Source organism: Halomonas huangheensis, assembly GCF_001431725.1.
Lineage (GTDB): Bacteria > Pseudomonadota > Gammaproteobacteria > Pseudomonadales > Halomonadaceae > Halomonas > Halomonas huangheensis.
The window spans coordinates 39,560-63,955 of record NZ_CP013106.1 but is presented as its reverse complement, the minus strand read 5'-3'; the positions used below and the strand labels follow the sequence as shown (position 1 = coordinate 63,955).

The window sequence follows — 24,396 nt, the reverse complement described above, 5'->3', positions numbered from 1 at the left end:
TTCAGTGGCGCTCGGCCAGTGCCGCATCGAAGGCATTCAGCGTGGCTTCACTGATCTCGCTGCGATGCTTCTCGATCACCGGCATCAACCGCTCGCGCATGACCTGGCGCTCGTCCAGCGACACTTCATTGACGCTCATCTGGTCTTCCAACTGCGCCAGCAGCGTTTCGTTCAAGTCACGGCTCAGCTCACGCTGATACAGCGTGGCCTCACGCGCCACATCACCAACCAGTTGGCGCTGTTCTTCACTGAGGCTGTCGAGGAAACGCTTCGAGGCGATCAACACCTGAGCGTCATAGGCATGCGCGGTCTGGGACAGATAGGACTGCACCTCGAAGAAGCGCTTGCTTTCGATCACCGAGAACGGATTTTCCTGGCCATCGACGGTGCGTGTCTCCAGTGCAGTGAACAGCTCATTGACTGGCATCGGAATGGCGTTGGCGCCCAGCCCATTGAACATGTCGATATACAGCTCGTTCTGCATGGTGCGGATCTTCAGCCCTTCAACATCATCGGCGGACTCCACCGCACGGCGACTGTTGGTGATATGCCGGAAGCCGTTATCCCAATATTCCAGGGCGACAATACCCTTGTCGCTGAGACTATTGAGTAGCGTTCGCCCCGCCGGGCCATCGAGTACCGCATCGACCTGAGCGGTGTCCTCGAACTGGAACGGCAGACTGATGACGCTGAAGTCCGGGTTGAGACTGGCCAGGGTGGCGGTGGACGGTACATTGAACTCCAGATTGCCGGCTTGCAGCATCGACGCCAGATTGACGTCATTGCCAAGCACGCCATTACCGAACAACTGCACCTTGATTTCGCCATTGCTGCGCTCGGTCAGCAGCTCGGCGAACTTCGCCGCACCCATCGTCTGCGGGTGGTTGTCCGGCAGGCTGGTGGCGATACGTGCGGTGATCGCCGCCATGGTGTCGGCACTGACCACGGCAAGGCTCAGGGCGAGCAAAGAGGCTGGAATAACTCGAAATACGTTCATGGGGCATGACTCCTTTATTCTTCTACGTAGTGGTCTTGCTGCTTGTAATTAGTGGTCTTGTTGTAATTAGTGGTCTTGCTGCTTGTAATGATCCTGCTCGTTGTTATGGTCCTGCGGGGTGGTTGCGTGGTGGACTCAGCCGATAACAGCGAATGGCGTTATCACAGAACACCGCCAGCCGTTGCCGGGGTGTCAGCTCGGCACTGAGCTGTTTGAAGGCGGTGAACAGATCATCGAGGGTGGTCACCAGGCTATCGACCGGGAAGTTGCTGGCGAACATGCAACGCTCCGGCCCCATCACCTCGAAGGCGGTGTGGACCACACGGCGATTGTCCTCGATACGCCAGGGCTGGCCCTCTAGACCGATACCGGACAGCTTGAGCATCACCTGCGGGAAGGCCGCTACCTGGCGCAGATTGTTTTCCCATCCCTTCAGCGTCTGTGGCTCCCGGTCCCCCGGCACGCCGGCGTGGTTGATCACTACCGCCACCTCGGGATAACGCTCCAGCAACGGCACCAGTTCGTGCAGATGCCACCAGGGCACCTGCAGCTCGAAGATCAGCCCGTGACGCGCCAGCGCAGCATAGCCACGCCGGTAATGCGGGCAGCGCAGCGAGCCGGGCAACGCATGGTCGGCGTGATACTGGTCCAGCGGCAGGCTGGCGGGCTTGTGACGCACACCACGCACCAGAGGCCAGCAGCTCAGGGCATCAAGCTGCTGTTCGATATCGTCACGATCCAACCACGCCTGAGCGATCATGGCGTTGGGCCAGCCCTCGCCCTCATTGAGATCCTGTATCCAGCACGTCTCGCCCAGTGCTTCTCCATGCGCCCATTCCGCTTCCATATATACGCAGCCCACCACCTGGTGGGAGCCGCACAGCCGCCGATATTCCGGCGGCAGGAAGGGGCGACGTATGGCGTTGTAATCGCCATAGCGAAAGGCGATCATCGGCTCCTCGCACAACCAGGGCTGGCCGTTCTCGGCTGGATTCCAGAAATGCAGATGGGCATCGATGATCGGCAGCTCACGATCATCGCCGCTGGCGAGAAAGCGCTGACGCTGCCGGTCGAGGGTCATCTCATCGAAGGTCATCGGCATAGCTGCCTCACTCGGCCGGACGCGCGGCGTCGATGGCATTGATCAGCTCGCTGCCGTACTTCTCGGTGAAGCTGGCCTGTACCGGCCCGGCGACGACCTCGCGCATCGAGGCCCGGTCCGGCTCCTCAACGATCTGCATGCCCTGCTCCTTGAGGAACGCCAGATCACCGGTCAGACGCTCGGCCAGTTCCTCACGCTCGAATTGGGCAGCATCGAGGGCGGCCTGCACCAGGAGTTGCTGCTGCTCAGCGCTGAGACCGTCGAACTTCGCCTTGTTCATCACCAGCGGAGCTGCTGTATAGGCATGCGCGGTCAGCGACAAGTGATCCTGAACTTCATAGAAGTTGGCCGAGCGAATCAGGCTGACCGGGTTCTCCTGGCCATCCACGGTGCGGGTTTCCATGGCCGTGAACAGTTCGGTGAACGGCATCGGGATCGGGTTGGCACCCAGCACCTCGAAAGCCGCGATATGCGCAGGGTTGGGCGTAGTGCGCAACTTGAGACCTTCGATATCCGCAGCGCTCTCGACGGTATGCCGCGAGTTGGTCAGGTTGCGAAAGCCGATCTCCCAGAACGCCAGACCCTTGAGGTCCTGCTCGCCGAGTAGGTCCAACAGCGACTGTCCGACCTCGCCATCGAGCACCGCATAAGCGTGCTCGTAACTATCGAACAGAAACGGAAGATCAAGCACATTGAGCTCACCGACCAGACCGGTGTAATAGGGGTTGCCGGTCAGGACGATATCGACCTGACCACCACGTGCATTGCTTACCAGGGCGCTGTCGCTGCCCAACTGGCCGCTGGGAAAGACACGAATCTTCAACTCGCCGTCGCTGCGCTCCTCGACCAGCTCGGCGAAGTGCTCGGCGGCAAGGTGCTGGGCATCTTCCACCGGGTGGGTATGAGCGAAGTTGAGGGTGGTGGCTGCCATGGCCGTCAGGGGCAGACTGCTCAAGGCCATCACGGTGGCCGTCACCCACAACAGGGAACGGGGGGAGAAACGCATTACATCAAGGGCTGCTGTCATTATTGTCACCTCGAATGTCGGGAAACTGCTGAACTCCGCCACCATCCAGTTGCGGAGCCGATGTGGCGAGCTGCCGGCCATCAGGAGCATGGCGGCCCGCCACGGTTCTGCTAGAGCGCGAGGATATCCACGCCTGTGCTTGCCTCTTCCTTCTTGATCAGGGGATTACGTAATGCGCGACCCAGTGCGGGCAGTTCGATCTCGAAGCGATCGCCCGGCTCGACGCGGATGTGGTCGGCAAAGCTCAGCGTCGCGGTGCCGAAGAAGTGCACATGCACATCACCGGGACGACGGAAGCCTGCATATTTGAAGTGGTGGTATTCCAGGTTGGCGATGCTGTGCGACATGTTGTCTTCGCCAGTCAGGAACGGTTTTTCCCAGCGAGTCTCGCCATTGCGCGTGATGCGGCTGGTGCCTTCAAGATGCGCGGGCAGTTCACCGATCAACAGCTCCGGGCCATAGCTGCACTGGCGCAGCTTGGAGTGTGCCAGCCATAGGTAATTCTGGCGCTCGACCACATGGTCGGAGAACTCGTTGCCCACGGCATAACCGACACGCCATGGCCGACCATCGGCGCCCACCAGATACACGCCAACCAGTTCCGGCTCCTCACCACCATCCTCGGCGAAAGCCGGCATCGTCAGCGCCGCCTCGGGCGGTACCACCCAGTTGCCATCACCCTTGTAGAACCATTCGGGCTGCACGCCCACCTCACCTTCGGCGGGACGACCGCCTTCGACGCCCATCTTGAACATGCGCATCGAGTCGGTCAGCTCAGACTCCTCTGTCTGGCTGGCCTTGGCATGCATCGCCGAACGAGTATCGGCGCTGCCGAGGTGGGTCAGGCCGGTGCCGGTAATCAGGCAGTGCGCCGGATCAGGATGAGTTAGCGGCGGTAGCAAGCGCCCTTCGTCGATCAGCGGCTGATAATCGATCAGTTCGTCATCGAGGCGCACCTCGACCACCGCCGACAGCGTCTGGCCACTGTCGATGGCAATTCTCGCCAGCGCGTAGACACCGCCATCGATGCGAATCGGGCGCACCGCGTCGTCACTCTCGACCAGGGCAGCACACAGCTGCCCGTTTTCCAGATACTGAATCAGTCGCATCATTGCCTCACTCGATGATCGTGAACTGGTCGAAGTAGTCTTCGTTGAGCTCAAGTCCCAGCCCCGGCAGATCATCGTCGAGCTCGAGGAAGCCATTGACCGGCTCGGGATCGCCCTTGAACAGGTAGTAGAACAGCTCATTGCCGATCTCGACGTCATGCACCGGGAAGAACTCGGACATCGGCGAGGCCATCGACGCCATGGTCAGATGGTAGTTGTGCATCTGTCCGGCATGCGGGATCACCGGCACGCTGAACGATTCGGCTATGGCGTTGATCTTGCGCGCTGCAGTGATGCCACCAACACGGTTGGTGTCGTACTGCACTACCGAGACGGCACGCTGTTCGAGCAACTGACGGAAGCCGTAGTGGGTGAACTCGTGCTCGCCGCCGGAGATCGGGATGCTGGTCAGCTTGTTGAGCTCGACGTAACCGTCGATGTCATCGGCCAGCACCGGTTCCTCCAGCCAACGCGGCTGGAACTGCTCCAGTTTGGGCAGGATGCGCTTGGCATATTCCAGGTTCCAGCCCATGTAGCACTCGAGCATCAGGTCGATATCCTCACCGATGACCTCGCGTACCGCGGCAACGCTGTTGAGGTTCTCGCGTACCCCCGCGGGGCCATCCTTGGGGCCATAGCCAAAGCGCATCTTCATCGCCTTGAAGCCCTGATCCAGATAGGACTGCGCCTCACGTTGCATCTCGTCGAGGTCGTTGCGGTAGAGTTTGGAGGCGTAGCAGGGAATCTTCTCCTTGGTACGACCGCCCAGCAGCTTGAACACCGGTTTGCCCAGCGCCTTGCCCATCAGGTCCCAGATGGCGATATCGACACCGGAGATCGCCGCCATGCCGATGCCCTTGCGACCCCAGGCATGAGTCGAGCGGTACATGCGCTGCCACAGGTATTCGTAGTCGAATGGATCGTGACCGATCACCAGCGGTGCCAGGTACTGGTCGATGATCGCCTTGGCAATGCGCGGCGCCAGCGCCACGTTGCCCAGCCCAACGATGCCACTGTCGGTCTCGACTTCCACCGTGGTCCAGCCGTGAAAACGGAAGGTACCCATGGAGTCGCCCTTGTCCCACAACTCATCCATGGCGTTGGAGCAGAAATGCGCCTGGGGCGCCACGGTATGGCCCTTCCACTCGAAGACGCGGGTACGAACGTTGGTAATCTTCATTGCATTGTTCCTGTGCTATTGCCGACGACCGTGGCTCAGTGAGCGCACATGGCCTTGACCAGGTTGAAAGCATTGCGAGTCGGGGTCAGGTTGGCCTTGTTCTCACCGGCAATGTCGAAGGCGGTCCCGTGGGCAGGGGAACCGACCGGCAACGGCAGGCCGCCGAGGATGGTCACGCCACGGTCGAAACCAAGCATCTTGATGGCGATCTGGCCCTGGTCGTGGAACATGGTGACCACCGCATCCAACTCGCCGTCGCGGGCCTTGAGGAACACCGTGTCCGCCGGGAATGGCCCGACGATCGGGTAGCCCTGCGCCTGACACTTTTCCACCGCCGGAGCAATGACGTCGATTTCCTCACGACCACAAGTACCACCCTCACCGGCATGCGGGTTGAAACCGGCCACCGCAACGCGCGGCTCGTCGAAGCCAGCCTTCTTCAGGGTGTCGTGAAGCAGTGTCGCCGCCGAGATGATGCGCTCCTCGGTGACGTACTCATGGGCTTCCTTGAGCGGCACGTGCGAGGAAATGCGCGAGGTCCACAACGTCCCCAGGGTATTGAACTCACTGAAGAAAGTGGTCACGCCCAACTTCTCGACGAACCAATGCAGCTCATCCTCATGACCGAGGCCGCCGAGCTTCATGGCGTACTTGTTGAGCGGACCGAAGCAGATGCCATCGACCTCACCGGCCTTGTGGGCCTCGATGCAACGCGCCAACACCGCCAGTACCGAGGCTCCACCGTGCTCGTTGGCCAGTGCATAGCCAGTATTCGCACGATCCACGGTGTCCATCTCGAGGAACACTGGGGTGTCGTGCTCACGCACTTCGGCGAAGCTGTTGACCTCGGGCAGGTCGATCTTGACGCCGACCACACGCTGGCCTTCCTCCCACAGCCAGCGATCACCGATCAGTACGGTGTGGGTGTCGGCAAAGACTTCGTTCTCGGCGAACAGCTTGGCGATCAATTCCGGACCGATACCACCGGGATCGCCCAGGGTCACCGCGATAACAGGCTTGTTGTTACTCATCTTGTATTCCTCGATATCCAGCTATTACGTAAGGGTTTTGTCTGGCCAGTCGGGCCTCAACAGAGAGCCGCCATCGGCTCTCTGCTGTTATGCGTTTATCGATAGAGTTATGCGTTTATCCGTAAAACAGATTGACCATGCTCATCGGGATCGCCGGCACATAGGTCACCAGCATCAGCACCACGAACAGCACGAAGATCATCGGCAGGTTGACCTTGGTGACTTCCCACATATCGGTCCTGGCAATCGAGCAGGCGGTCGCCAGCACCGAGGCCACCGGCGGGGTCTGCTGGCCAATCGCCAGGTTGAGGGTAAGAATCAGGCCGAAGTGGATCGGATCGATGCCGATCTGAGTGACCAGCGGCATGACAATCGGTACCACCAGAATGATCGCCGCTGCACCATGCAGGAACATGCCCAGCAACAGCAGCAGGATATTGAGTAGTGCCAGTACCGCGACCGGGTCACTGGTGATGGCAGTGATCTCACGCGCCAACTGCTGCGGCAGCTGCATCTCGGTGAGGAACAGGCCCAGCACGGCGGAAGTTGCCACCAACAGCATCACTACGGCGGTCTGAATCACACCCTCAATGACGGCGCGGTAGAGAATCTTGACGTTCAGCTCACGGTAGACCAGTCCACCGATGACTAACGCCGCGAGCACTGCGATGCCTGCCCCTTCGGTGGCGGTGACGAAGCCTCCGAAGATGCCTCCGAGGATGATCACCGGCAGCAGCAACGCCCACATCGCCTCACGGAATGCCTTGCCGAGACGCTTCAGCGAGAAGGCTTCCTCGCGCGGCAGGTTGTACTTCACCGCATAGTAGTAGCAGGCCATCGCCAGACCGATGCCGCCGAGAATGCCGGGGATGATACCGGCGACGAACAGCTTGACGATCGAGGTGTCGGCAATCGCGCCATACAGGATCATCGACAGCGACGGTGGGATGATGATTGCCAGCGATGCCGAAGATGAAGTGATCGCCGCAGAAAAGCGTGGATCATAGTTGCGGCGCTTCATCTCCGGGATCAGCACTGAACCGGTGGCCGCGACATCGGCCACCGCCGAGCCGGAAATCTCGGCGAAAAACATCGAGACGCCGACGTTGACCATCGCCAGGCCACCGCGAACAAAGCCGACCATGGCCGAGACCAGGTTGATCAGACGAATCGAGATACCCGAGGTATTCATCAGCGCACCGGCGAAGATGAACAAGGGGATGGCAATCAGCGGAAACTTGGTCGCGCCGTTGAACAGCGTCAGTGGCACATTGACCAGCGCATCGGCGCCCATATAGAAGTAGGCACCCGCCACCCCTACGGTACCGATGGCCACGGCAATCGGTACATTGATCAGCACCAGGGCAAACAACACGGCAATAATGACCAGCAATGTCATGAGCGATGCTCCTTGAGATCCTGTTCGGCGATGCGAATGGCCTCTTCGATAGCTTCTTCCTCGCTATCGACGCCGGAGCGCATCTTCTGCCAGGCCATTGGCAGGCTCAGCAGTTCACAGATGATGAACAACACCGCACTGATCGGAATCACCGACTGGGTGACATTGAGTCCGATCGACGGCAAGGCAATCAGGTTGTCCCATGCGAGGACATCCAACACCTTGTAGCCATACCAGGCGACGACGATGAAGAAGCCCACCACGATGACTTCCGAGAATGCGAACAGTGCAGTCCGAATGGCCGGTGGCGCCTTGGCGACGATGCCGGGAAAACCCATGTGCGAACGCTTCAGCGCCGCCAGGCAGGCACCGTAGAAGCTCAACCAGGCCAGATTGATGGAAGCCACTTCGTCATACCACGCCAGCGAGCCACCGAAGGTGCGCAGCCCTACCGCGACCAGCACGATTACCGTCAGCGCCAACAGCAGACCAACAGTGAAAAATTCCAGCAGGCGCTCAACCACTCGCCTTGTTTGATAGACAGTTCGATCAACAGCCGTCATCCGATCACCCTCACTTGCGGCCGTAACAGGGGGCGCCACCCGCGTGGCGCCCATCTTGTGTACCCGTCACTGCTTGTTCAGGCAGCGGTTTATTCTTCAGCCAGAGACATGGCGCGATCGATCAGCTCCTGACCACCATCAACCTCTTCGGCATAGGCTTCATAGACCGGCTGACTGGCGGCGACAAAAGCATCACGATCGACGTGATTGACGTTCATACCGCCTTCTTCTTCGAGGCTGGTGACCAACTCATTGTCGAGCTCATTGCCTTTGGCCAATGCCCACGTTTGAGTCTCGGCGGCCACTTCCGCGATGGCGATCTGCACATCCTCGGGCAGTGACTCCCAGCCAGAAGCGCTGGCGGTCAGCCAGATCGGCGAATAGACGTGATTGGAAATCGAGAGGTAATCCTGAACTTCCTGGAACTTGGCGCCATCGATATTGGAGAGCGGGTTCTCCTGACCATCGATAACCCCAGTCTGTAGACCAACGAAGACCTCGGAGAAGGCCATTGGAGTAGGGTTGGCACCCCAGGTACTGAACATCAGGGTGCGCCATTCACTCTGCGGTGTGCGGATCTTGAGACCATCGAGATCCTCGGGAACATTGATGGCGCGCTTGCTGTTGGTGATCTGACGGAAGCCGTTTTCCCAGGTCGAGACCAGATGCAGACCTTGAGTCTCAGCCACCTCGGCAAGATCGGTCTTGACGATCTGCTCGTCGATACGCAGCAGGTGGTCGCGATCCTTGACCAGGAACGGCAGGTCAAACAGCGCGAAGCTGGGAGCTACGGAAGACATGATCGAGGAAATGCCAGCGAGATGTACGGTGCCCAGACGCAGTTTCTGCAGCAATTGGCGCTCATCACCGATCTGACCACTGTGGTAATACTCCACCGTATGCGCATCACCCAAGCGTTCCTGCAGCGCATCGGCAAAGTGTTGAGAAGTCTGCCCCTGTAAGCTGCTTGGGGGTCCGCCAATGGCAAACACGATCTCATCGGCCTGAACTGCGCCGGCTGCAAGGCTCATGGCAAGGGCGGATAGAGCAAGCGTGTGACGTTTCATCGGGTGTCTCCCGTTGCTTTGTTGTGTTGTTGCGTGTTTGTTGCGTTGTTGTCTGGTTGTCACTGATTCGCTGGACTGACTCAGATTGCTGAATCGTTGTGACTGAGTCATTTGGATACCAAACTGGTCTAGTGGTCGGTTAACCAGACCAGTTATGCTGCAATTTAGGAACCAAAGACAGACCTCGTCAACGAAAAACGTTATAATCGCGACTTTTGTCTAGTAAAAATGATTAAACGCTAGGAGTTAATCACAGAATGGTCTAGTGTTTAGACCACTACGTAGAGGAAGCCTCAGCCCATGGATACTACGGCCTTTGCCTTCGAAAAGACCCTGCAGAACAAGACGAAGAAGGACGTCCTGGCCGACAGGCTGGTCAATATGGTGACCAATGGACTGCTTCGCGATGGTGATGTGTTACCCAGTGAGCGTGACCTTGCGCAACTGTTTGGAGTCAGTCGTGAAACCGTCAGGGGAGCGATCTCACTGGTCAGCGGCTACGGACTGATCAACGTATCTCACGGCTCCAAGACACGCATCTGCGCCGATGATGAAGCGCTGGATCATTTCCGCCATCTGCATGCCGCGGATGACAACCATGAGGTCAATCGCTTCGATATCGATTCGGTCTTCGAGAGTCGCATCGTGGTCGAGGCCGCGATTGCGCGGCGCGCGGCGATGAAAATCGATGACAAGGGCATCGAGCAACTGGAGAAATTACTCGAGGCTCAGGCTGACATGTTTGATGCCCCGGTCCACTTCCAGCTCTCGGATCAGAGTTTCCATCGTGTGATCTCGGAATACGCCAACAACGAGATCCTCGCGGGCTATTGCGAAGAGCTCTATGACTTCGGGCTCAAGATTCGTCGTCAGGTCATGCAGGAGCCCGGCGCTATCGAACGTAGTTACCGTGAGCACTGCCATATCGTTGAAGCGCTCAGGCGACGCGATCCGGATGCCGCTGAACGCGCCATGCTATCCCATCTGGATAGCGTCTATCGCACCACAAGAGCCAAGCTTGGCCAGCCCTGAAAATCGCAGGCTGACGGCAAGAGCTGGTCGTACAAGCGAAAATCGTGCTGGCAAGAAAAGTGGGCCACTCGGGCCCACTTTTTCAAAGCTTCAATCAATCCAGGGTTCACTCAATCCTGGGTTCACTCAATCCTGGGTTCACTCAATCCAGGCTTCATTCAGACTCGGGCAGCGCATAGACCACAACCTGATCACCAACCTGCTCCTTGAGGATCGAATTACCACCGGCGATAAAGGCCACGTACTGACGGCCGTTGTATTCGTACACCGCCGGGTTGGCTACCGCGGGAGCTTCGGCCTGATCCGACCACAGCTGCTCACCGGTTTCCAGCGAGTAGGCACGCAGCTTGGCATCCATCGAAGCACCAATGAATACCACGCCACCCGCGGTTACTGCAGGGCCACCAATAGTGGGCGATCCCCAGCTCTCGGGCATGAAAAAACCGTACTGCTGTGAGGCACCCACCGGACGACGCCACTTCACGTCCCCTGTGTGCATATCGAGGGCGACGATTTCACCAAAAGGCGGCTCCCAGCAGGGCATACCCAGTGAGTTGAGCGCCGCTTCCAGCTGCATGCCGTAAGGCGCGCCTTCCTGAGGAGAGAAGCCACTCTCGTTACCCGAGCCACTATCAGCCTTGTCGTAGTCTTCACGGTTATAGAGCTTCACGTACTGCACGATATGCGAGGTGTTGACGATCGCCGTCTGGCTGACAGGATCAAACGCTACCCCGCCCCATTGCACACCGCCCGCGCTATCAGGATAGGTCAGCGTTCCCGCACCCTGAGTGGATGGTGGCGTGTACATGCCCTCATAGGCGAGATCATCCCACAGCCTGGAGCATTGACCGAAACTCACCGCATCGGCCAGCCACCATACCTCGGGCTTTTCAGCCTGGTCGAGCAATGGTGCCGGACTGGTCGGGAATGGTTGGGTAGGCGCATAGACTTCACCCTCGACACTTCCGTCACCGCCGGGCACCGGACGCTCCTCGATCGGCCACACGTCTTCCCCGGTCTCGCGATTGACCACGAACAGGAAGCCCATCTTGGTCGCCTGGATCAGTGCCGGAACCTGTTTGCCATCCACGGTGATATCCATCAGCGTCGGTGCGGCGTTGATATCGTAGTCCCAGACATCGTGATGTACCCACTGGCGCGACCAGACCACTTCGCCGGTCTCGATATCCAGTGCCGTGGTCGAGGTCGCGTAGGGGGCTTCCTCGGTACGGTTGCCACCCCAATAGTTGGGTGATGGCGACGAGACCGGCAGATAGACCAGGCCACGCTCCTCATCCGCCGACATATGGGTCCAGACGTTGGCGGTGCCACTCTTCTGACGCAGCGACTCGGGCAGAGTATCGAAGGTCCACTCCAGCTCGCCGGTGCGCGCATCGAGCGAGAACACGGTGCCGGGAGGCGCCTGCTCGGAGGCCCAATCCTTGCCAGCCCAGCCGAGAATCAGGTGGTCACCGACCACCGTAGGCGGCTGCAGCAACGATAGCGGCCAACGGTCATTGGTGGTGTTCCATTGATTGACATCGAGTACCCCACCATCGGCAAAGCCTTCGCACAGCTCGCCGCTATCCGCGTCCAGCGCGAACAGCTGGGCGTCCATGGTGCCCATGTAAACGATCTTCTGGCAGGACTCACCTGCGACCGGCTCATCGGCCTGCCAATAGGAGACACCGCGACTCTTCAGCGCCGGCTGCGTCAAGGCTTCAAGCGTCGAGTCAGTATCGAAGCTCCATTTCTCCTCACCCGTGGCGGGGTCGAGCGCCAGCACACGATAGAAGGGCGTGCCGATGTACAACGTATCGTTGGCAAAAATGGGCGTCGCAGACCAGACAGTTGGCGGCACGTCGCCAGAGCCATCCGAGACGTCACCGGTATGCACTTCCCAGACCTTTTCCAACTGCTCGACGTTATCGGCAGTGATTTGATCGAGAGAGCTGTACTTCTGGGCATTGAGCTGGCCGTGGAAGCTGTCCCAGCTCGGCGATTCCGGCACCAGCGGAATCGGCGACCGAGTGCTGTTCTGTGCGGATGATTCCTGACCTTGAGCCGCCTGCTCCTCAGAAGACGATTGAGTAGACTGCTGATCCTGCGCTGCCGATGACTCCTGAGCCAGCAAGGGAGCGGACGAGATGGACAGCACAAGCGCAGAGAACGCGCCGAGGCATTGCGCCATAGGGCGGCGAGTTGGCATGAGTCGGCTCCTCATGAGTGGGCGTGAAGTGAAGTGCGATTAGAGCAAGCGATATCGAGAATCAGCCCTACCAGACCAACCAGCATGGCGGCACTGATCCAACACTGATGGAGCAACAGACCGGCAAAGCCGGTGCCGATGAGCCCCAGCAGGATCACAATACGCAGCAGATTGCGTACCACGCCGCCCTGCAGGCGCGGCAGGATGAAGGCCATGATGGCAAGAGCAAGGCAGGCGAGAATCGCAACCAGTGCTCCCAAGGTGCCGTTGACACCTGTCAGCGGTGTGAACCAGGCATACAACGCAATAGCCAGCCCCACAAGCGATGCGATGGTGAGCAGCAAAGCGCCCAACCGATTCGATTGACGTTGCGACATGACGATATAGAACTCCTTGAGAGGCGGGGGGTGAGAATCATCCACACCTGATTAGACTCAGGTCTGATAGCGCGCTAATGATTATTATAGTATGTCGCGCAGCGTTTATCAGCCTTCCGTGGTACCCGGCGACACTGGCATCTATCCCGCAACAGTCTCAGTCCACTCACACCCAACGTAGTCAGGACATCCATTGAACTCCAGCCGGATCAGTCCAGAACGCCTCCCGACATGGCAGCAGCGCCCCTTCCCCATCGTCGCTATCAACGAGGGCGAGACTCATGCTCTGCAAGCATATTTCCATCTTTGAGAAAACACCCACTGGTGCCGAACAGTTCATCGATTTTCATCGGTCATGCCGCAGACAAAACATCACAAGTTATATTCATCTACTTCCTGACAATAAGAACACTCATTGTTTTTACGCAAAAAAATTCCCATAAATACAACAACAATACGATAGATGTGTATATCTCTCTGGAAAATTGGTAACTCCTGTACTAGCTTCATAAAGCATGTGGCCTGCCTGACAGGCACCTGCATCAGCATGGGGATAACAATGAACAAACGACCTAACTTCCTTTTCATCATCACCGACCAACAGCGTGCCGATCATCTGGGCTGCGCGGGCAACCCAGTGCTCAAGACTCCACACATCGATAGTATTGCCGCACGCGGCACTCGTTTTTCGCATTTTCATGCCGCCAGCCCGCTGTGCATGCCCGCACGCGCCACGCTGATGACCGGACGGATGCCATCCTCCCACCGGCTGCGTGGTAATGGCATGCCATTGTCCACCGATGCCACCACCGTGACCGAGTTGCTCAAGGAGTCGGGCTACCGCACCGCGCTGATCGGCAAATGCCATCTACAGAGCATGATGAGTGAAGCCGCCATCGAGCAGCGTGAGCCACGCAATCCACATCTTGCTCCACCGCCCGAGTTCCTCGAGGAAGCCTTCAAGCCACATGCGGCAGAAGGCCCTTACGATCAGGAACTGGAGGTCCGCTGGGAGAGCATTCCCGCCCATGAGATCAAGCTGCCCTACTACGGCTTCGAGCATGTCGACCTGTGCATCAACCATGGCGACCTCGCCCATGGCCACTATGGTCGCTGGCTGAAGGAGCAACACCCGGATCCCACATCATTACGCGGGCCGGAAAATGCCCTGCCAGCGGATATCATCGCACCGGAGGCCTGGCGTACCCGCATGCCGGTCGAGCTGTACAGCAGCACCTATGTGGCCGACCGCACCATCGATCATCTCAAGCAGTTGGCGGCCAGCAATGACGACAAGCCGTTCTTTCTGCAGTGTTCATTCCCGGACCCTCATCACCCCTTCACTCCTCCCGGCGAGTATTTCGACCTGTATCGTCCCGAGGATGTCGAGCTTCCCCCCTCCTTTCATCAGCCACTCGATGATGCGATTCCCCAGGTGCGACATGTCAGGGAGTTACTGGATGCGGGCAAGCGCGACATCGATATCGGCTTCGCCTTCGCCGTCAACGAGGCCGAGGCTCGGCAGGCCATCGCGCTGACCTACGGCATGATCGCGCTGATCGACGACAGTGTTGGTCGAATACTCGCCACCCTGAAAGAGCTGGGCATGGATGACAACACCATCATCATCTACACCAGTGACCATGGCGACTTCATGGGCGATCACCGCCTGCTGCTCAAAGGGCCACTGCACTATCGCGGCGTCACTCAAGTCCCATTCATCTGGTCGGACCCCACACTGACACCCGAGGGGAGCGTCTACGACAAAGTGTCATCGTCAGTGGATTTCGTCCCCACCGTGCTGGAGCGGGCCGGACTGCAACCCTTCAACGGTATACAGGGCAAGAGCCTGCTCGGAGCCATCTCGGGTAACCAGCAGGCAATACATGAATCCGTGCTGATTGAAGAAGAGAACCAGCGCAATCTATTCGGCGAGCAATATCCTCCCAGGGCCAGAACGCTGGTTGATGAGTCGTTCAGGGTCTCCATCTACAACAACGATGGTTGGGGGGAGCTCTACGACCTGAAAAATGACCCGTGGGAAATGAAGAACCTTTGGCATCACCCTGACTACGCGCAACACAAGTCACTGATGCTGGAAAAGCTGGCACGCAAGATGCTGAACATGAGCGACAGATCGCCATTTCCGACCATGCGCGCGTGATCCACAACGTCCCGACATCAACCCATCCGTCATATACGGACTGGGGCAATAACAAGACAGGGCAATACGAGATAGAGGAATAACAATGCATAACACTCGATCCATTATCCGCCAGACTCGTACTTTGGCTGCCACAGCCCTGGCGACGCTGCTGCTGTTGCCAGGCACTGGCTGGGCCGCTTCAACACTCGATGAGGTCCGTGAATCTGGCGTGGTCAGAATCGGCTTTGCCAATGAGTCGCCATTCGGTTATGCCACTCCCCAGGGCGAACTGACCGGAGAGGCTCCCGAGGTTGCCAAGGTCGTGCTTGCCAGGATGGGCATAGACAATGTCGAAGCGGTACTGATGCCATTTCGCAGCCTGGTTCCGGCCCTCCAGGCACGACGCTTCGACATGATTGCCGCAGGCATGTTTGTCACCCCTGCCCGTTGTGAGCAGGTGTTGTTCAGTGAGCCAACCTTCTCGGTGGGCCAGGCAATGATCGTCAAGTCCGATAACCCGCAGGATATCCATGGCTATAGCGACTTCGTCGAAAACTCCAGCCTCAAGCTGGGTGTCGTAGGTGGCGGCCAGGCCCACAAGTACGCGCGTGAAATCGGTATCAGCGATGACCAGATATCGGTTTTTGCTGATGGGCCCAGCGGCAGAGCCGCTGTGGAAGCAGGACGCATCAATGCCTGGGCCATGACCAGCCTCGCTATCCAGCGTCTCCTCGACTCCGCTGGCGATGCCAAGGTGGAACGGGCGGAACCTTTCGAGGCCTCCAGCACCGATACCCGAGGCCATGGCGCCTTCGCCTTCCATCGTGATGACGGCGAGTTCCGTGATGCCTTCAATACCGCTCTCAAGGAATTCATCGGTACGCCCGAGCACCGCGAGCTGGTGCGCCCATTCGGCTTCACTGAAGAAGAAGCGCCGATGATGACTACTGAGCAGCTATGTGCGGATGCGCCTTGATAGCTCGCTAAGTCTTTTCTGTGGAGGCTGCAATGGATGAGCGTCTGACTCGAAGGTCCGAAGCCGTATTCGCCGTGGGGTTTGCCGGGTGTATCGCGGGTGCCGCCCTGGCAGTACATGACCAGTTCGCGATCTTCTTTCCCAAACTGATGGACGGCTTCTTCACTACCGTTCTGATTGCCATGGCCTCTGCGATCATCTCGATCATCATTGCCGTCATGGCAGGTGTTGCCAAATCCTCCCGCTCAGCACTGCTGAAAGGCGTCGCCATCACCTATTCGGAGTTCTTCCGTGGCAGCTCGCTGCTGGTTCAGCTGTTCTGGCTGTTCTATGTGCTTCCCCATTTCGGTATCTATCTCGACCCACTGACCGTGGGAATTCTCGGCATCTCGCTGAACTACGGTGCCTATGGCAGTGAGATCGTGCGCGGCGCCATCAAGGCCGTACCCAAGGGGCAGTGGGAAGCCAGTACGGCGCTGAATCTGTCGAACTTCCGTGCCTTTCGTCGCGTGATCATGCCCCAGGCCGTGGTGGTCATGATTCCACCCTACGCAACACTGATGGTTCAGCTATTGAAGGGCACCTCACTGGTGTCCTTCATCACCATCTCCGATCTGACCTTCGAGGCCTACCAGCTTGACCAGGTCACCGGTGAGACAGTAACCATCTTCTCCATGGTGCTGGCTGCCTATTTCGGTCTAGCCATGTTGATCAGCATTCTGTTTCGGTGGCTGGAGCGTACTTTCATGATCAGCATGAAAAAAGTGGGAGGTTGATATCATGGTCTTCGATTGGGGTTTCGCACTATCGACACTACCAATGCTCGCCGAGGGGGCCGTCATTACCCTCCAGGCGACGCTTATCAGCTTCGTGCTGGCCATGGTGTTGGGGCTGATCCTCGCCCTGGCGAAGATGTCGCCCTTCGCACTACTGAGAGTTCCTGCTACCTGGTTCATCGAGGTCATTCGCGGCACACCATTGCTGGTGCAACTGTTCGTGCTGTTTCTGATCCTGCCCAAGTACGGTATTACCATGCCGGCCTTGATGACCGGGGTCATCGGACTGGGCATGCACTACAGCACCTACTGTGCAGAAGCCTTCCGCGCGGGGATCAACTCAGTTCCCCGTGGGCAATGGGAGGCCGCCACCGCCTTACAGATGTCACGCATTCAGATGTACCGGCGGATCATCCTGCCTCAAGCCATCCCACCGGTGATTCCGTCGTTCGGGAACTACTTGATTTCCCTGTTCAAGGAAACACCTTTGCTGTCGAGCGTTGCAGTCGTCGAGATCATGCAGCAATCACTGTTCATCGGCTCAGATACCTTCCGCTATATCGAGCCGATCACCATTGTCGGACTGTTCTTTCTTGTCTGTAGCGTGATATCGGCAACACTGGTACGCAGTCTGGAACGGCGGATGTCGATACAGGACCGCCCCCTCCAGCAGCGCGCCATATAACCATGCCTTCGCACTGCGGCGCCCATGCAGCAATGCCCCAACACCATGAGCATCGACAAACGGCCATGAATACAGCAGCCAACCACAGAAAGCGCTCGATCAAGGAAGAACGGCTCGAGTTTATCTATCTCGAGATACGCAGCCGCATCTGTATGCTCGACTTCCCTCCCGGCTCACGTATCAACGAAGCCGAGTTGGCGCAGGAGTTCGGCGTCAGCCGCACCCCCGTGCGTCGGGCTCTGACTCGACTGGAGACTGAAGGCTTGATCGAGACACAGCACGGCAACGGGACCTTCGTTACCACTCTGCCATCTGATTTTCTCGCAGAAGTCTATGAACTACGCATTGAGCTATCGCCCCTGATCGGCCGCCTGCAACCCAGACAACCGACAGCGGAAAACACCCAGCGGCTACGCGAGACGTTAGCCAGTATCGATGCGCTCATGGACAAGCCCGACCTGCGCAGACTCGCCCAGTTGAATATCGATTATTACCTCGAGATGACCACCCTGGTCGGTAACCGTGCACTCAAGGAGACGCTAGAGCGACTGTTCTTCCTGACCACTCGAATCTGGCTGATGAAAGTGCCTAATCTCGACTGGAACGAAGTGGTACAAGCCACCCGAGAAGAGATCGCCATGATCCTGCAGGCCATCGAAGCGGACGATATGCAATCGGTAGGGGTTATCGCCCAACTCAACATCAAACGAACCATGAATCGTTATATGCATGCCTCCGAGCAGCAGGCCAACCAACAATAAGCACTGCGCCTTTCATGCAGCGCACTACACAGCGCCATGCAAGATCAGCCGCAACCGATAGGGAGAGCGACATGAACCACCCCATGATTCGTTTCGACAAGGTGTCCAAGCGCTACGGCGACAATATCGTGCTGGATTCTCTCGATCTCGATATCGCCCAGGGCGAGAAGGTATCGATCATCGGCCCGTCAGGATCCGGCAAGACCACCGTGCTGCGCATGTTGATGACATTGGAGGACATTGACGATGGCGTTATCTGGGTCGGCGGCGAACCGCTGACCCATATGCATCAAGGAGATAGCCTGGTGCCCGCCTCGCCCGCCCATATCCGCGAGGTTCGCAGCAACATAGGTATGGTCTTCCAGTCGTTCAATCTCTTCCCGCATATGACCGCCATGCAGAACTGCATCGAAGCGCCCATCGGCGCATTGGGCATGTCGCGCGCTGAAGCCGAGACTCGCGCTGCTGAGTTGCTGGATATGGTTGGTCTGTCGGAGAAGAAAGGCCACTACCCGGCCCACCTGTCGGGCGGGCAACAACAGCGCGTTGCCATCGCTCGTGCACTGGCCATGCGCCCGAAGATCATGCTGTTCGACGAAGTCACCTCGGCGCTCGATCCTGAACTGGTGGGCGAGGTACTGGAGGTGATCCGTAATATCGGCCGGGAACACGATCTAACGATGCTGATGGTGACTCACCAGATGGGCTTTGCCAGGGAGTTCTCGGATCGGGTGTGCTTCTTCTACGGCGGTAGAATCTGCGAACAAGGTCCGCCCAGGCAATTGCTCGACTCACCACAACAGGAACGCACTCAACAGTTTCTGCACGCCGTGCTTGAAGCGGGTTGAGACTGTATTTGAGATAGTGGTGACAGTTGCAAAAAACCCGGCTTTCAGCCCAGGTCGCCGAAGCGCGCCTGCAACAGGCTCAGTACCACCACAGGGGCGGTTTCGGTGCGCAGAATGCGCGGTCCGAGGGTCAGGGCGGCGAAATCGGATTGCTCGGCAGCCGCCACTTCACGCGCCGACAGCCCACCTTCGGGGCCGATCAGCACACAGGCCGAGGATACTGACTCGGCTCTTTCGAGCGCGCCGGGGGTGCCGGGGTGCAACACCAGACGCAGCGGCTCATCACGTGCGGCGAGCCAAACATCCAGCGATTGCGGTGCTTGAACCTCGGGAACCGTGGCGCGGCCACATTGCTCACAGGCGCTGACGGCAACGGCCTGCCAATGGGCGAGCTTCTTCTCTTCACGATCACCCTTGAGGCGCACATCGCCATGCTCGGTATACAGCGGCGTTATCGTCGATACTCCGAGCTCGACCGCCTTCTGGATGGCGTAATCCATGCGGTCGCCCTTGGAGATCGCCTGACCCAGATGCACGGCCAGCGGTGATTCACCGCGACCAGCACGCACGGTGACAATCTTCGCAGTGACCCGCTTGCGCTCGACCTCGCTGAGCACAGCGGCAGCCTCTCGCCCGGCACCATCGAACAGCACCAGCGGTGCGCCAGGTCCGAGACGCAGCACGCGGCCCACATGGCGCGCTGGACCCTCAGGCAGAACGACGTCGCCGCCGGCGACAAGCGCGGCGGCGACGTGGATGCGGGGGCCTTGAAATTCAGCGTCCATCATCAGTGTGCGGTCGGTGCCTGTTCAGCAGACTCTGCATCCTTGCGCTTCTTCTGCAGGTACAGGGCCTCGAAATTGACCGGCGCCAGCATCAGCGGCGGGAAACCACCCCGGTTGACGAGGTTGTCGACGCACTCGCGTGCGTAAGGGAACAACACATTGGGGCAGAACGCACCCAGAGTGTGATCCAACTGGTCGCCTTCGATACCGGAAATACGGAACAGGCCAGCCTGCTGTACTTCGGCGAGAAAGCAGGTTGTGCCGCTTTCAGCATGCGTGACCTGGGCAGTGACCTTGATCACGACCTCATACAGATCGTCTGCCACCTTGCTGCTGTTGGTATCAATGTCGAGGCCGACCTTGGGCTTGAATTGCTGGGCAAAAACGGCCGGAGAATTCGGCGCCTCGAAGGAAATATCCTTGACGTAGATGCGCTGCACAGCGAACTGCAGCTGCGGCTTTTCCTGCTGACCTGCCGCCTGTGCGTCAGCGTTGCCTTTGTTGTCTTCTGCCATGAGAGAATTCCTTGTATTCCCGTGAATTTTTGTTGCCGTGAGCACTGCATAAATACGGCCAGAGCATTACAGTGATGATGCTCATGCATGATCAAGGACGCGCCATGCGCTTTCAGCCCTCGCCTGTCTGCTCTCACCTTGTCTACGAGCCTGGCCTCACTTCTTGACGATAGGCAGACTATCAGATTGCCACTGGGTCATGCCGCCACGCATCTTGAGCGTGCGCTCGAAACCCGCCTTCTTCAGCTTGGCCTGAACGGCGCCTGAACTCTGGCCGTGCTTGCACACAACGATGACAGGTACCGACTTGAACTTGTCGAGCTCCGCCATCCGGGAATCAAGGCTGCTCTGAGGAATATTGCGCGCACCGGCGATATGTCCCGCCTTGAAGTCATTCTTGTCGCGGATATCGAGGATAACCGCTTCTTCGCGGTTGACCAGTTGAGTGGCCTCACTGGTTGTCACTCCTCCGGCATTGGCGTTGCGCAGCTCATAGATGAGCCATGCGGTCAGTACGGCGGCGAAGGCCGCTACCAGCAATGGGTGATTCTGCACAAATTCGAACAGCTGATCGATCATGGGGTCGGCTAACTCTTGTCGGGTGCTGAAATTGGGCTCGGTCAACATCGCTGACTCGGTGGGCGCCCAGTATACACGAGCCTCGCCCTGTCTCGTGTAACGGAGTCGGTCGAGGAAGGTGGCGATTCCACAACAGTGTGGGCATGACGTCTGACGCCACCCTGGGATATGATGCCGTAAGGAAAAGCGACTCGCGACCCCTGCCCTGGTCCAGTGTCCTGAACCAGTATCCTGAACAGGAGGTGGCGGCTCGTTGCGCATGGCACCAGCGTTAACCCATGGCCTCCGGAAAACATCCCACGCCACCAGCACCACTGCCACATCGAGGCAGATCCTGGCAGCGCAAGAAGGGTGCCGGGCGTCATTCCACGACTAGAGGCAATTCCGCATGACGGACACCGCGACTGCACCGCGCCCGGTGGCGCTGATCATTCTCGACGGCTATGGCCACAACGAGGATTCCACCGCCAACGCCATCGCTGCCGCCGATACCCCGAACATGGACCGCCTGTGGCTGGAGCGCCCGCATACTCTGATTCATACCGACGGCGGCTACGTTGGCCTGCCCGACGGCCAGATGGGTAATTCAGAAGTCGGCCACATGAATCTCGGCGCTGGCCGTATCGTCTATCAGGACTTCACGCGCATCACCAAGGCCATCAAGGATGGTGAGCTGGATACCAATGCGGTACTGACTGCACCTATCGATGCGGCAGTCGCTGCCGGCAAGGCCGTACATCTGCTGGGCCTGCTGTCGCCGGGTGGCGTGCATAGCCATGAGGACCACCTGCTGGCGGTCGCCGAAATGGCTGCGCGTCGCGGTGCCAGGCGCATCTATCTGCACGGCTTTCTCGACGGCCGCGATACCGCTCCGAAGAGTGCTCGCCCTTCCATCGAGCGAGTCAATGCCAAGCTGTCCGAGCTGGTCGGTGCCGAAAACGGCTACGTCGCCTCGATCATCGGCCGTTACTTCGCCATGGATCGTGATAACCGCTGGGACCGTGTGGAGAAGGCCTACCGCCTGATCACCGAGGGCCATGGCGAACATACCGCCAGCTCTGCCGAAGCGGGCCTCGATGCTGCTTACGAGCGTGGCGAGAGCGATGAATTTGTCGCCGCTACCAGCGTACGCCCCTCCGGCAATGGAACCACTGTTGAGGACGGCGATGCTGTGCTGTTCCTCAACTTCCGCGCCGACCGCGCACGCGAACTGGCACGTGCCATCGTGCTCGAGGACTTCGACGGTTTCCAGCGCACGGCCCACCCGACACTTGCCGCCGATGGCATGGTGATGCTGACCCAATACGCGGCGGATATCCCTGCGCCTTCGGCTTTCCCGCCGGTCGAGCTGACCAACACCCTGGGTGAGATCATGGAAAAGCGCGGCTTGACTCAGCTGCGCATCGCCGAAACCGAGAAATACGCTCACGTCACCTTCTTCTTCTCCGGTGGCAGAGAACAGGAATTCGACGGTGAGACTCGGGTACTGGTGCCCTCTCCGCAGGACGTCAAGACCTACGACGAAAAGCCTGAGATGAGCGCCTACGAGCTGACCGACAAGCTGGTAGATGCCATCGATGCCGGCAGCTTCGACCTGATTATCTGCAACTATGCCAACGGCGACATGGTCGGGCATACCGGCGACTTCAATGCCGCGAAGGCCGCTATCGAAGCCGTCGACAAGTGCGTCGGCCGGGTGGTCGAGGCCATCGAACGCGCTGGCGGTTCCTGCCTGGTGACGGCTGACCACGGCAACGCAGAGCAGATGGTGCACCCGGTGACGGGCAACCCTCAGACAGCGCATACCACCTTCCCGGTGCCGCTGATCTATGTCGGCGCTCAAGACGCCCAGCTACGCGATGACGGTCGTCTGTGCGACCTGGCACCGACGCTACTGACCATGATGCAGCAGGACGTGCCAGAGGATATGACTGGCGAGGTGTTGATCACTCTGTCGTGAGCCGCTGCAGCCAAACATCATCATCAGATCTGCGCCTCGCAGCACCGGCCTCTCGCCGGTGCTGCGTCGTATCTCGCCACCTGCTGATCGCCAGTCTAGGCCTTGGCCTATGGCTGGGAGGAGCCCCCCTGCCGGCATCTGTGTCGACTCCGCTGGTGATCAACCAGGCCCAGGCGACTCCCAGCGAGAGCGAAGCCCGGGCTCAGCTCGATGCGATCGGCAAACGCATCCAACGAGCCAACCAGGCGCTGACCGCAACTGACGATGCTCGCGATGAGGCCAGCGACGAACTGAAAGCCGTCGAAAGCCAATTGGCCGACACCAATCGTCAACTGGATCAGATTCAGACCGAACGCCGTCAGCTGAGCCAGGACATTGCTGAGCTTGAACAGCGCCGTAGTGCCATGGAGACAGAACGCGAAGCCCAACAGGCCGCGCTGGCCCGCCAGCTCAATGCGCTCTATCGCCTCGGTCGCACACCGCAGCTCAAACTACTGTTGAACCAGGATGATCCAGCACGCCTGGATCGCCTGCAGTCCTACCTCAATCATCTGTCCCAGGCCCGCAACACCCGTATCGAAACGCTGGCGGAACTGGATCGGCAACTGGCCGAGAACCGACGCCAACTGGATAGCCGCCAACAACGCCTCGATGAACTGGCCTCGGAACTGCAGGGCCGTAGCCAGCAGCTCGCCGAGCAGACTCAAGAGCGTCAGGCGCTACTCTCAGACCTGAACCAACGCTATGACACCGAGGCCTCACGTATCGAGGCGCTCAGCCAGGACCGCGCCCATGCCGAACGGGTGTTGCGAGAGGTTCAGGAAGCAATAGCCAACCTCGACCAGCCGCTGCCCTCAACCAATATCGAACGCACCCGCGGTGATCTCCCCTGGCCAGTGCAAGGCAACATGCTGTCGCGCTTTCATCAGGGACGCGGAGTACATCGCAATGGCATCCTGATTCAGGCCCCTGCAGGTACCGCGGTCAAGGCAGTACACACCGGACGAGTCGTGTTCGCCGACTGGATGCGCGGCTTCGGTAACCTGCTGATCGTCGATCACGGCGACCACGTGATGACGCTGTACGCGCATCTGCAGCAATTTGATGCCGGAGTCGGCAGTCGTATCGAGACCGGCCAGACACTAGGCCGCGTCGGCGATAGCGGTGGCCGCTCGAGTCCGGGGCTTTACTTCGAGGTTCGCCGCGGTGGAGAACCCATCAACCCCCAGAGCTGGATTGCGCGGCGCTGAAGCAACCCTCTGGATTCAGCCA

General features: G+C 58.9%; 23 protein-coding genes. 9 read left to right on the top strand and 14 right to left on the bottom strand.

Annotated elements, in window-relative coordinates; translation table 11 throughout:
- Position 1: 1 nt before the first annotated feature.
- The 9 genes from AR456_RS00270 to AR456_RS00230 all read right to left on the bottom strand — a co-directional run bounded on the left by AR456_RS00270 (position 2) and on the right by AR456_RS00230 (position 9,475).
- Positions 2 to 997 (bottom strand): TRAP transporter substrate-binding protein, encoded by a 996-nt coding sequence (locus AR456_RS00270; protein ID WP_021819578.1) that lies wholly within the window; start codon positions 995 to 997, stop codon positions 2 to 4.
- 103 nt (positions 998 to 1,100) lie between these two features.
- Entirely contained in the window at positions 1,101 to 2,099 is a 999-nt protein-coding gene (locus AR456_RS00265) for an amidohydrolase family protein (RefSeq protein ID WP_021819577.1), read from the bottom strand.
- A gap of 7 nt (positions 2,100 to 2,106) precedes the next feature.
- Positions 2,107 to 3,126 (bottom strand): TRAP transporter substrate-binding protein, encoded by a 1,020-nt coding sequence (locus AR456_RS00260; protein ID WP_202903950.1) that lies wholly within the window; start codon positions 3,124 to 3,126, stop codon positions 2,107 to 2,109.
- A gap of 110 nt (positions 3,127 to 3,236) precedes the next feature.
- Complete coding sequence (gene araD1 / locus AR456_RS00255; RefSeq protein ID WP_031208225.1) at positions 3,237 to 4,235, bottom strand: AraD1 family protein; 999 nt, start codon at positions 4,233 to 4,235, stop codon at positions 3,237 to 3,239.
- Between the two features lie 7 nt (positions 4,236 to 4,242).
- The gene (locus AR456_RS00250) at positions 4,243 to 5,415 is read right to left on the bottom strand and encodes an L-rhamnonate dehydratase (RefSeq protein WP_021819574.1); all 1,173 of its coding nucleotides are present in this window, start codon (positions 5,413 to 5,415) and stop codon (positions 4,243 to 4,245) included.
- A 35-nt stretch (positions 5,416 to 5,450) separates the two neighbouring features.
- On the bottom strand, positions 5,451 to 6,446 hold the full coding sequence (locus AR456_RS00245) for a 4-hydroxythreonine-4-phosphate dehydrogenase PdxA (protein WP_021819573.1): 996 nt from the start codon (positions 6,444 to 6,446) through the stop codon (positions 5,451 to 5,453).
- A gap of 115 nt (positions 6,447 to 6,561) precedes the next feature.
- Positions 6,562 to 7,845 carry a TRAP transporter large permease gene (locus AR456_RS00240; RefSeq protein ID WP_021819572.1) on the bottom strand — a complete coding sequence of 428 codons (1,284 nt, stop codon included), beginning with the start codon at positions 7,843 to 7,845 and terminating at the stop codon, positions 6,562 to 6,564.
- Positions 7,842 to 8,408, bottom strand: a complete 567-nt coding sequence (locus tag AR456_RS00235) for a TRAP transporter small permease (protein ID WP_021819571.1) — start codon at positions 8,406 to 8,408, stop codon at positions 7,842 to 7,844. The genes AR456_RS00240 and AR456_RS00235 overlap by 4 nt, the downstream gene beginning before the upstream one ends.
- A gap of 89 nt (positions 8,409 to 8,497) precedes the next feature.
- Positions 8,498 to 9,475: a TRAP transporter substrate-binding protein gene (locus tag AR456_RS00230; protein ID WP_021819570.1), complete on the bottom strand. Its 978-nt coding sequence runs from the start codon at positions 9,473 to 9,475 to the stop codon at positions 8,498 to 8,500.
- 300 nt (positions 9,476 to 9,775) lie between these two features.
- Between AR456_RS00230 and AR456_RS00225 the strand changes: the two genes are divergently transcribed.
- A complete protein-coding gene (locus AR456_RS00225; protein ID WP_021819569.1) occupies positions 9,776 to 10,507 on the top strand; it encodes a FadR/GntR family transcriptional regulator in 732 nt (243 codons plus the stop codon).
- 154 nt (positions 10,508 to 10,661) lie between these two features.
- On the opposite strand, the gene AR456_RS00220 is transcribed toward AR456_RS00225, so the two are convergent.
- Together AR456_RS00220 and AR456_RS00215 are read right to left on the bottom strand one after the other, a co-directional pair.
- Positions 10,662 to 12,716, bottom strand: coding sequence for a pyrroloquinoline quinone-dependent dehydrogenase (locus tag AR456_RS00220; protein ID WP_021819568.1), 2,055 nt, complete (start codon positions 12,714 to 12,716; stop codon positions 10,662 to 10,664).
- A gap of 11 nt (positions 12,717 to 12,727) precedes the next feature.
- Positions 12,728 to 13,093 (bottom strand): hypothetical protein, encoded by a 366-nt coding sequence (locus tag AR456_RS00215; protein ID WP_021819567.1) that lies wholly within the window; start codon positions 13,091 to 13,093, stop codon positions 12,728 to 12,730.
- Positions 13,094 to 13,652: 559 nt separating this feature from the next.
- On the opposite strand from AR456_RS00215, the gene AR456_RS00210 reads away from it, so the two are divergent.
- The 6 genes from AR456_RS00210 to ehuA all read left to right on the top strand — a co-directional run bounded on the left by AR456_RS00210 (position 13,653) and on the right by ehuA (position 19,285).
- A complete protein-coding gene (locus AR456_RS00210; protein WP_021819565.1) occupies positions 13,653 to 15,257 on the top strand; it encodes a sulfatase family protein in 1,605 nt (534 codons plus the stop codon).
- Between the two features lie 85 nt (positions 15,258 to 15,342).
- A complete protein-coding gene (ehuB, locus tag AR456_RS00205) occupies positions 15,343 to 16,215 on the top strand; it encodes an ectoine/hydroxyectoine ABC transporter substrate-binding protein EhuB (RefSeq protein ID WP_021819564.1) in 873 nt (290 codons plus the stop codon).
- Positions 16,216 to 16,247: 32 nt separating this feature from the next.
- On the top strand, positions 16,248 to 16,991 hold the full coding sequence (gene ehuC, locus AR456_RS00200) for an ectoine/hydroxyectoine ABC transporter permease subunit EhuC (protein WP_021819563.1): 744 nt from the start codon (positions 16,248 to 16,250) through the stop codon (positions 16,989 to 16,991).
- 4 nt (positions 16,992 to 16,995) lie between these two features.
- On the top strand, positions 16,996 to 17,676 hold the full coding sequence (gene ehuD / locus AR456_RS00195; RefSeq protein ID WP_021819562.1) for an ectoine/hydroxyectoine ABC transporter permease subunit EhuD: 681 nt from the start codon (positions 16,996 to 16,998) through the stop codon (positions 17,674 to 17,676).
- Positions 17,677 to 17,741: 65 nt separating this feature from the next.
- Complete coding sequence (locus tag AR456_RS00190; RefSeq protein ID WP_021819561.1) at positions 17,742 to 18,437, top strand: GntR family transcriptional regulator; 696 nt, start codon at positions 17,742 to 17,744, stop codon at positions 18,435 to 18,437.
- A 71-nt stretch (positions 18,438 to 18,508) separates the two neighbouring features.
- Entirely contained in the window at positions 18,509 to 19,285 is a 777-nt protein-coding gene (gene ehuA / locus AR456_RS00185; RefSeq protein WP_021819560.1) for an ectoine/hydroxyectoine ABC transporter ATP-binding protein EhuA, read from the top strand.
- 44 nt (positions 19,286 to 19,329) lie between these two features.
- On the opposite strand, the gene AR456_RS00180 is transcribed toward ehuA, so the two are convergent.
- From AR456_RS00180 to AR456_RS00170, 3 genes are all read right to left on the bottom strand, one after another.
- Entirely contained in the window at positions 19,330 to 20,073 is a 744-nt protein-coding gene (locus AR456_RS00180) for a 16S rRNA (uracil(1498)-N(3))-methyltransferase (protein ID WP_021819559.1), read from the bottom strand.
- The gene (gene secB / locus AR456_RS00175; protein WP_021819558.1) at positions 20,073 to 20,585 is read right to left on the bottom strand and encodes a protein-export chaperone SecB; all 513 of its coding nucleotides are present in this window, start codon (positions 20,583 to 20,585) and stop codon (positions 20,073 to 20,075) included. Before secB ends, AR456_RS00180 begins: the two co-directional genes overlap by 1 nt.
- Positions 20,586 to 20,741: 156 nt before the next feature.
- Entirely contained in the window at positions 20,742 to 21,164 is a 423-nt protein-coding gene (locus AR456_RS00170) for a rhodanese-like domain-containing protein (protein WP_031208215.1), read from the bottom strand.
- A gap of 388 nt (positions 21,165 to 21,552) precedes the next feature.
- Between AR456_RS00170 and gpmI the strand changes: the two genes are divergently transcribed.
- Positions 21,553 to 23,124 (top strand): 2,3-bisphosphoglycerate-independent phosphoglycerate mutase, encoded by a 1,572-nt coding sequence (gpmI, locus tag AR456_RS00165; protein ID WP_021819556.1) that lies wholly within the window; start codon positions 21,553 to 21,555, stop codon positions 23,122 to 23,124.
- Positions 23,121 to 24,374: a murein hydrolase activator EnvC family protein gene (locus AR456_RS00160; protein WP_236995526.1), complete on the top strand. Its 1,254-nt coding sequence runs from the start codon at positions 23,121 to 23,123 to the stop codon at positions 24,372 to 24,374. Before gpmI ends, AR456_RS00160 begins: the two co-directional genes overlap by 4 nt.
- Positions 24,375 to 24,396: the final 22 nt, after the last annotated feature.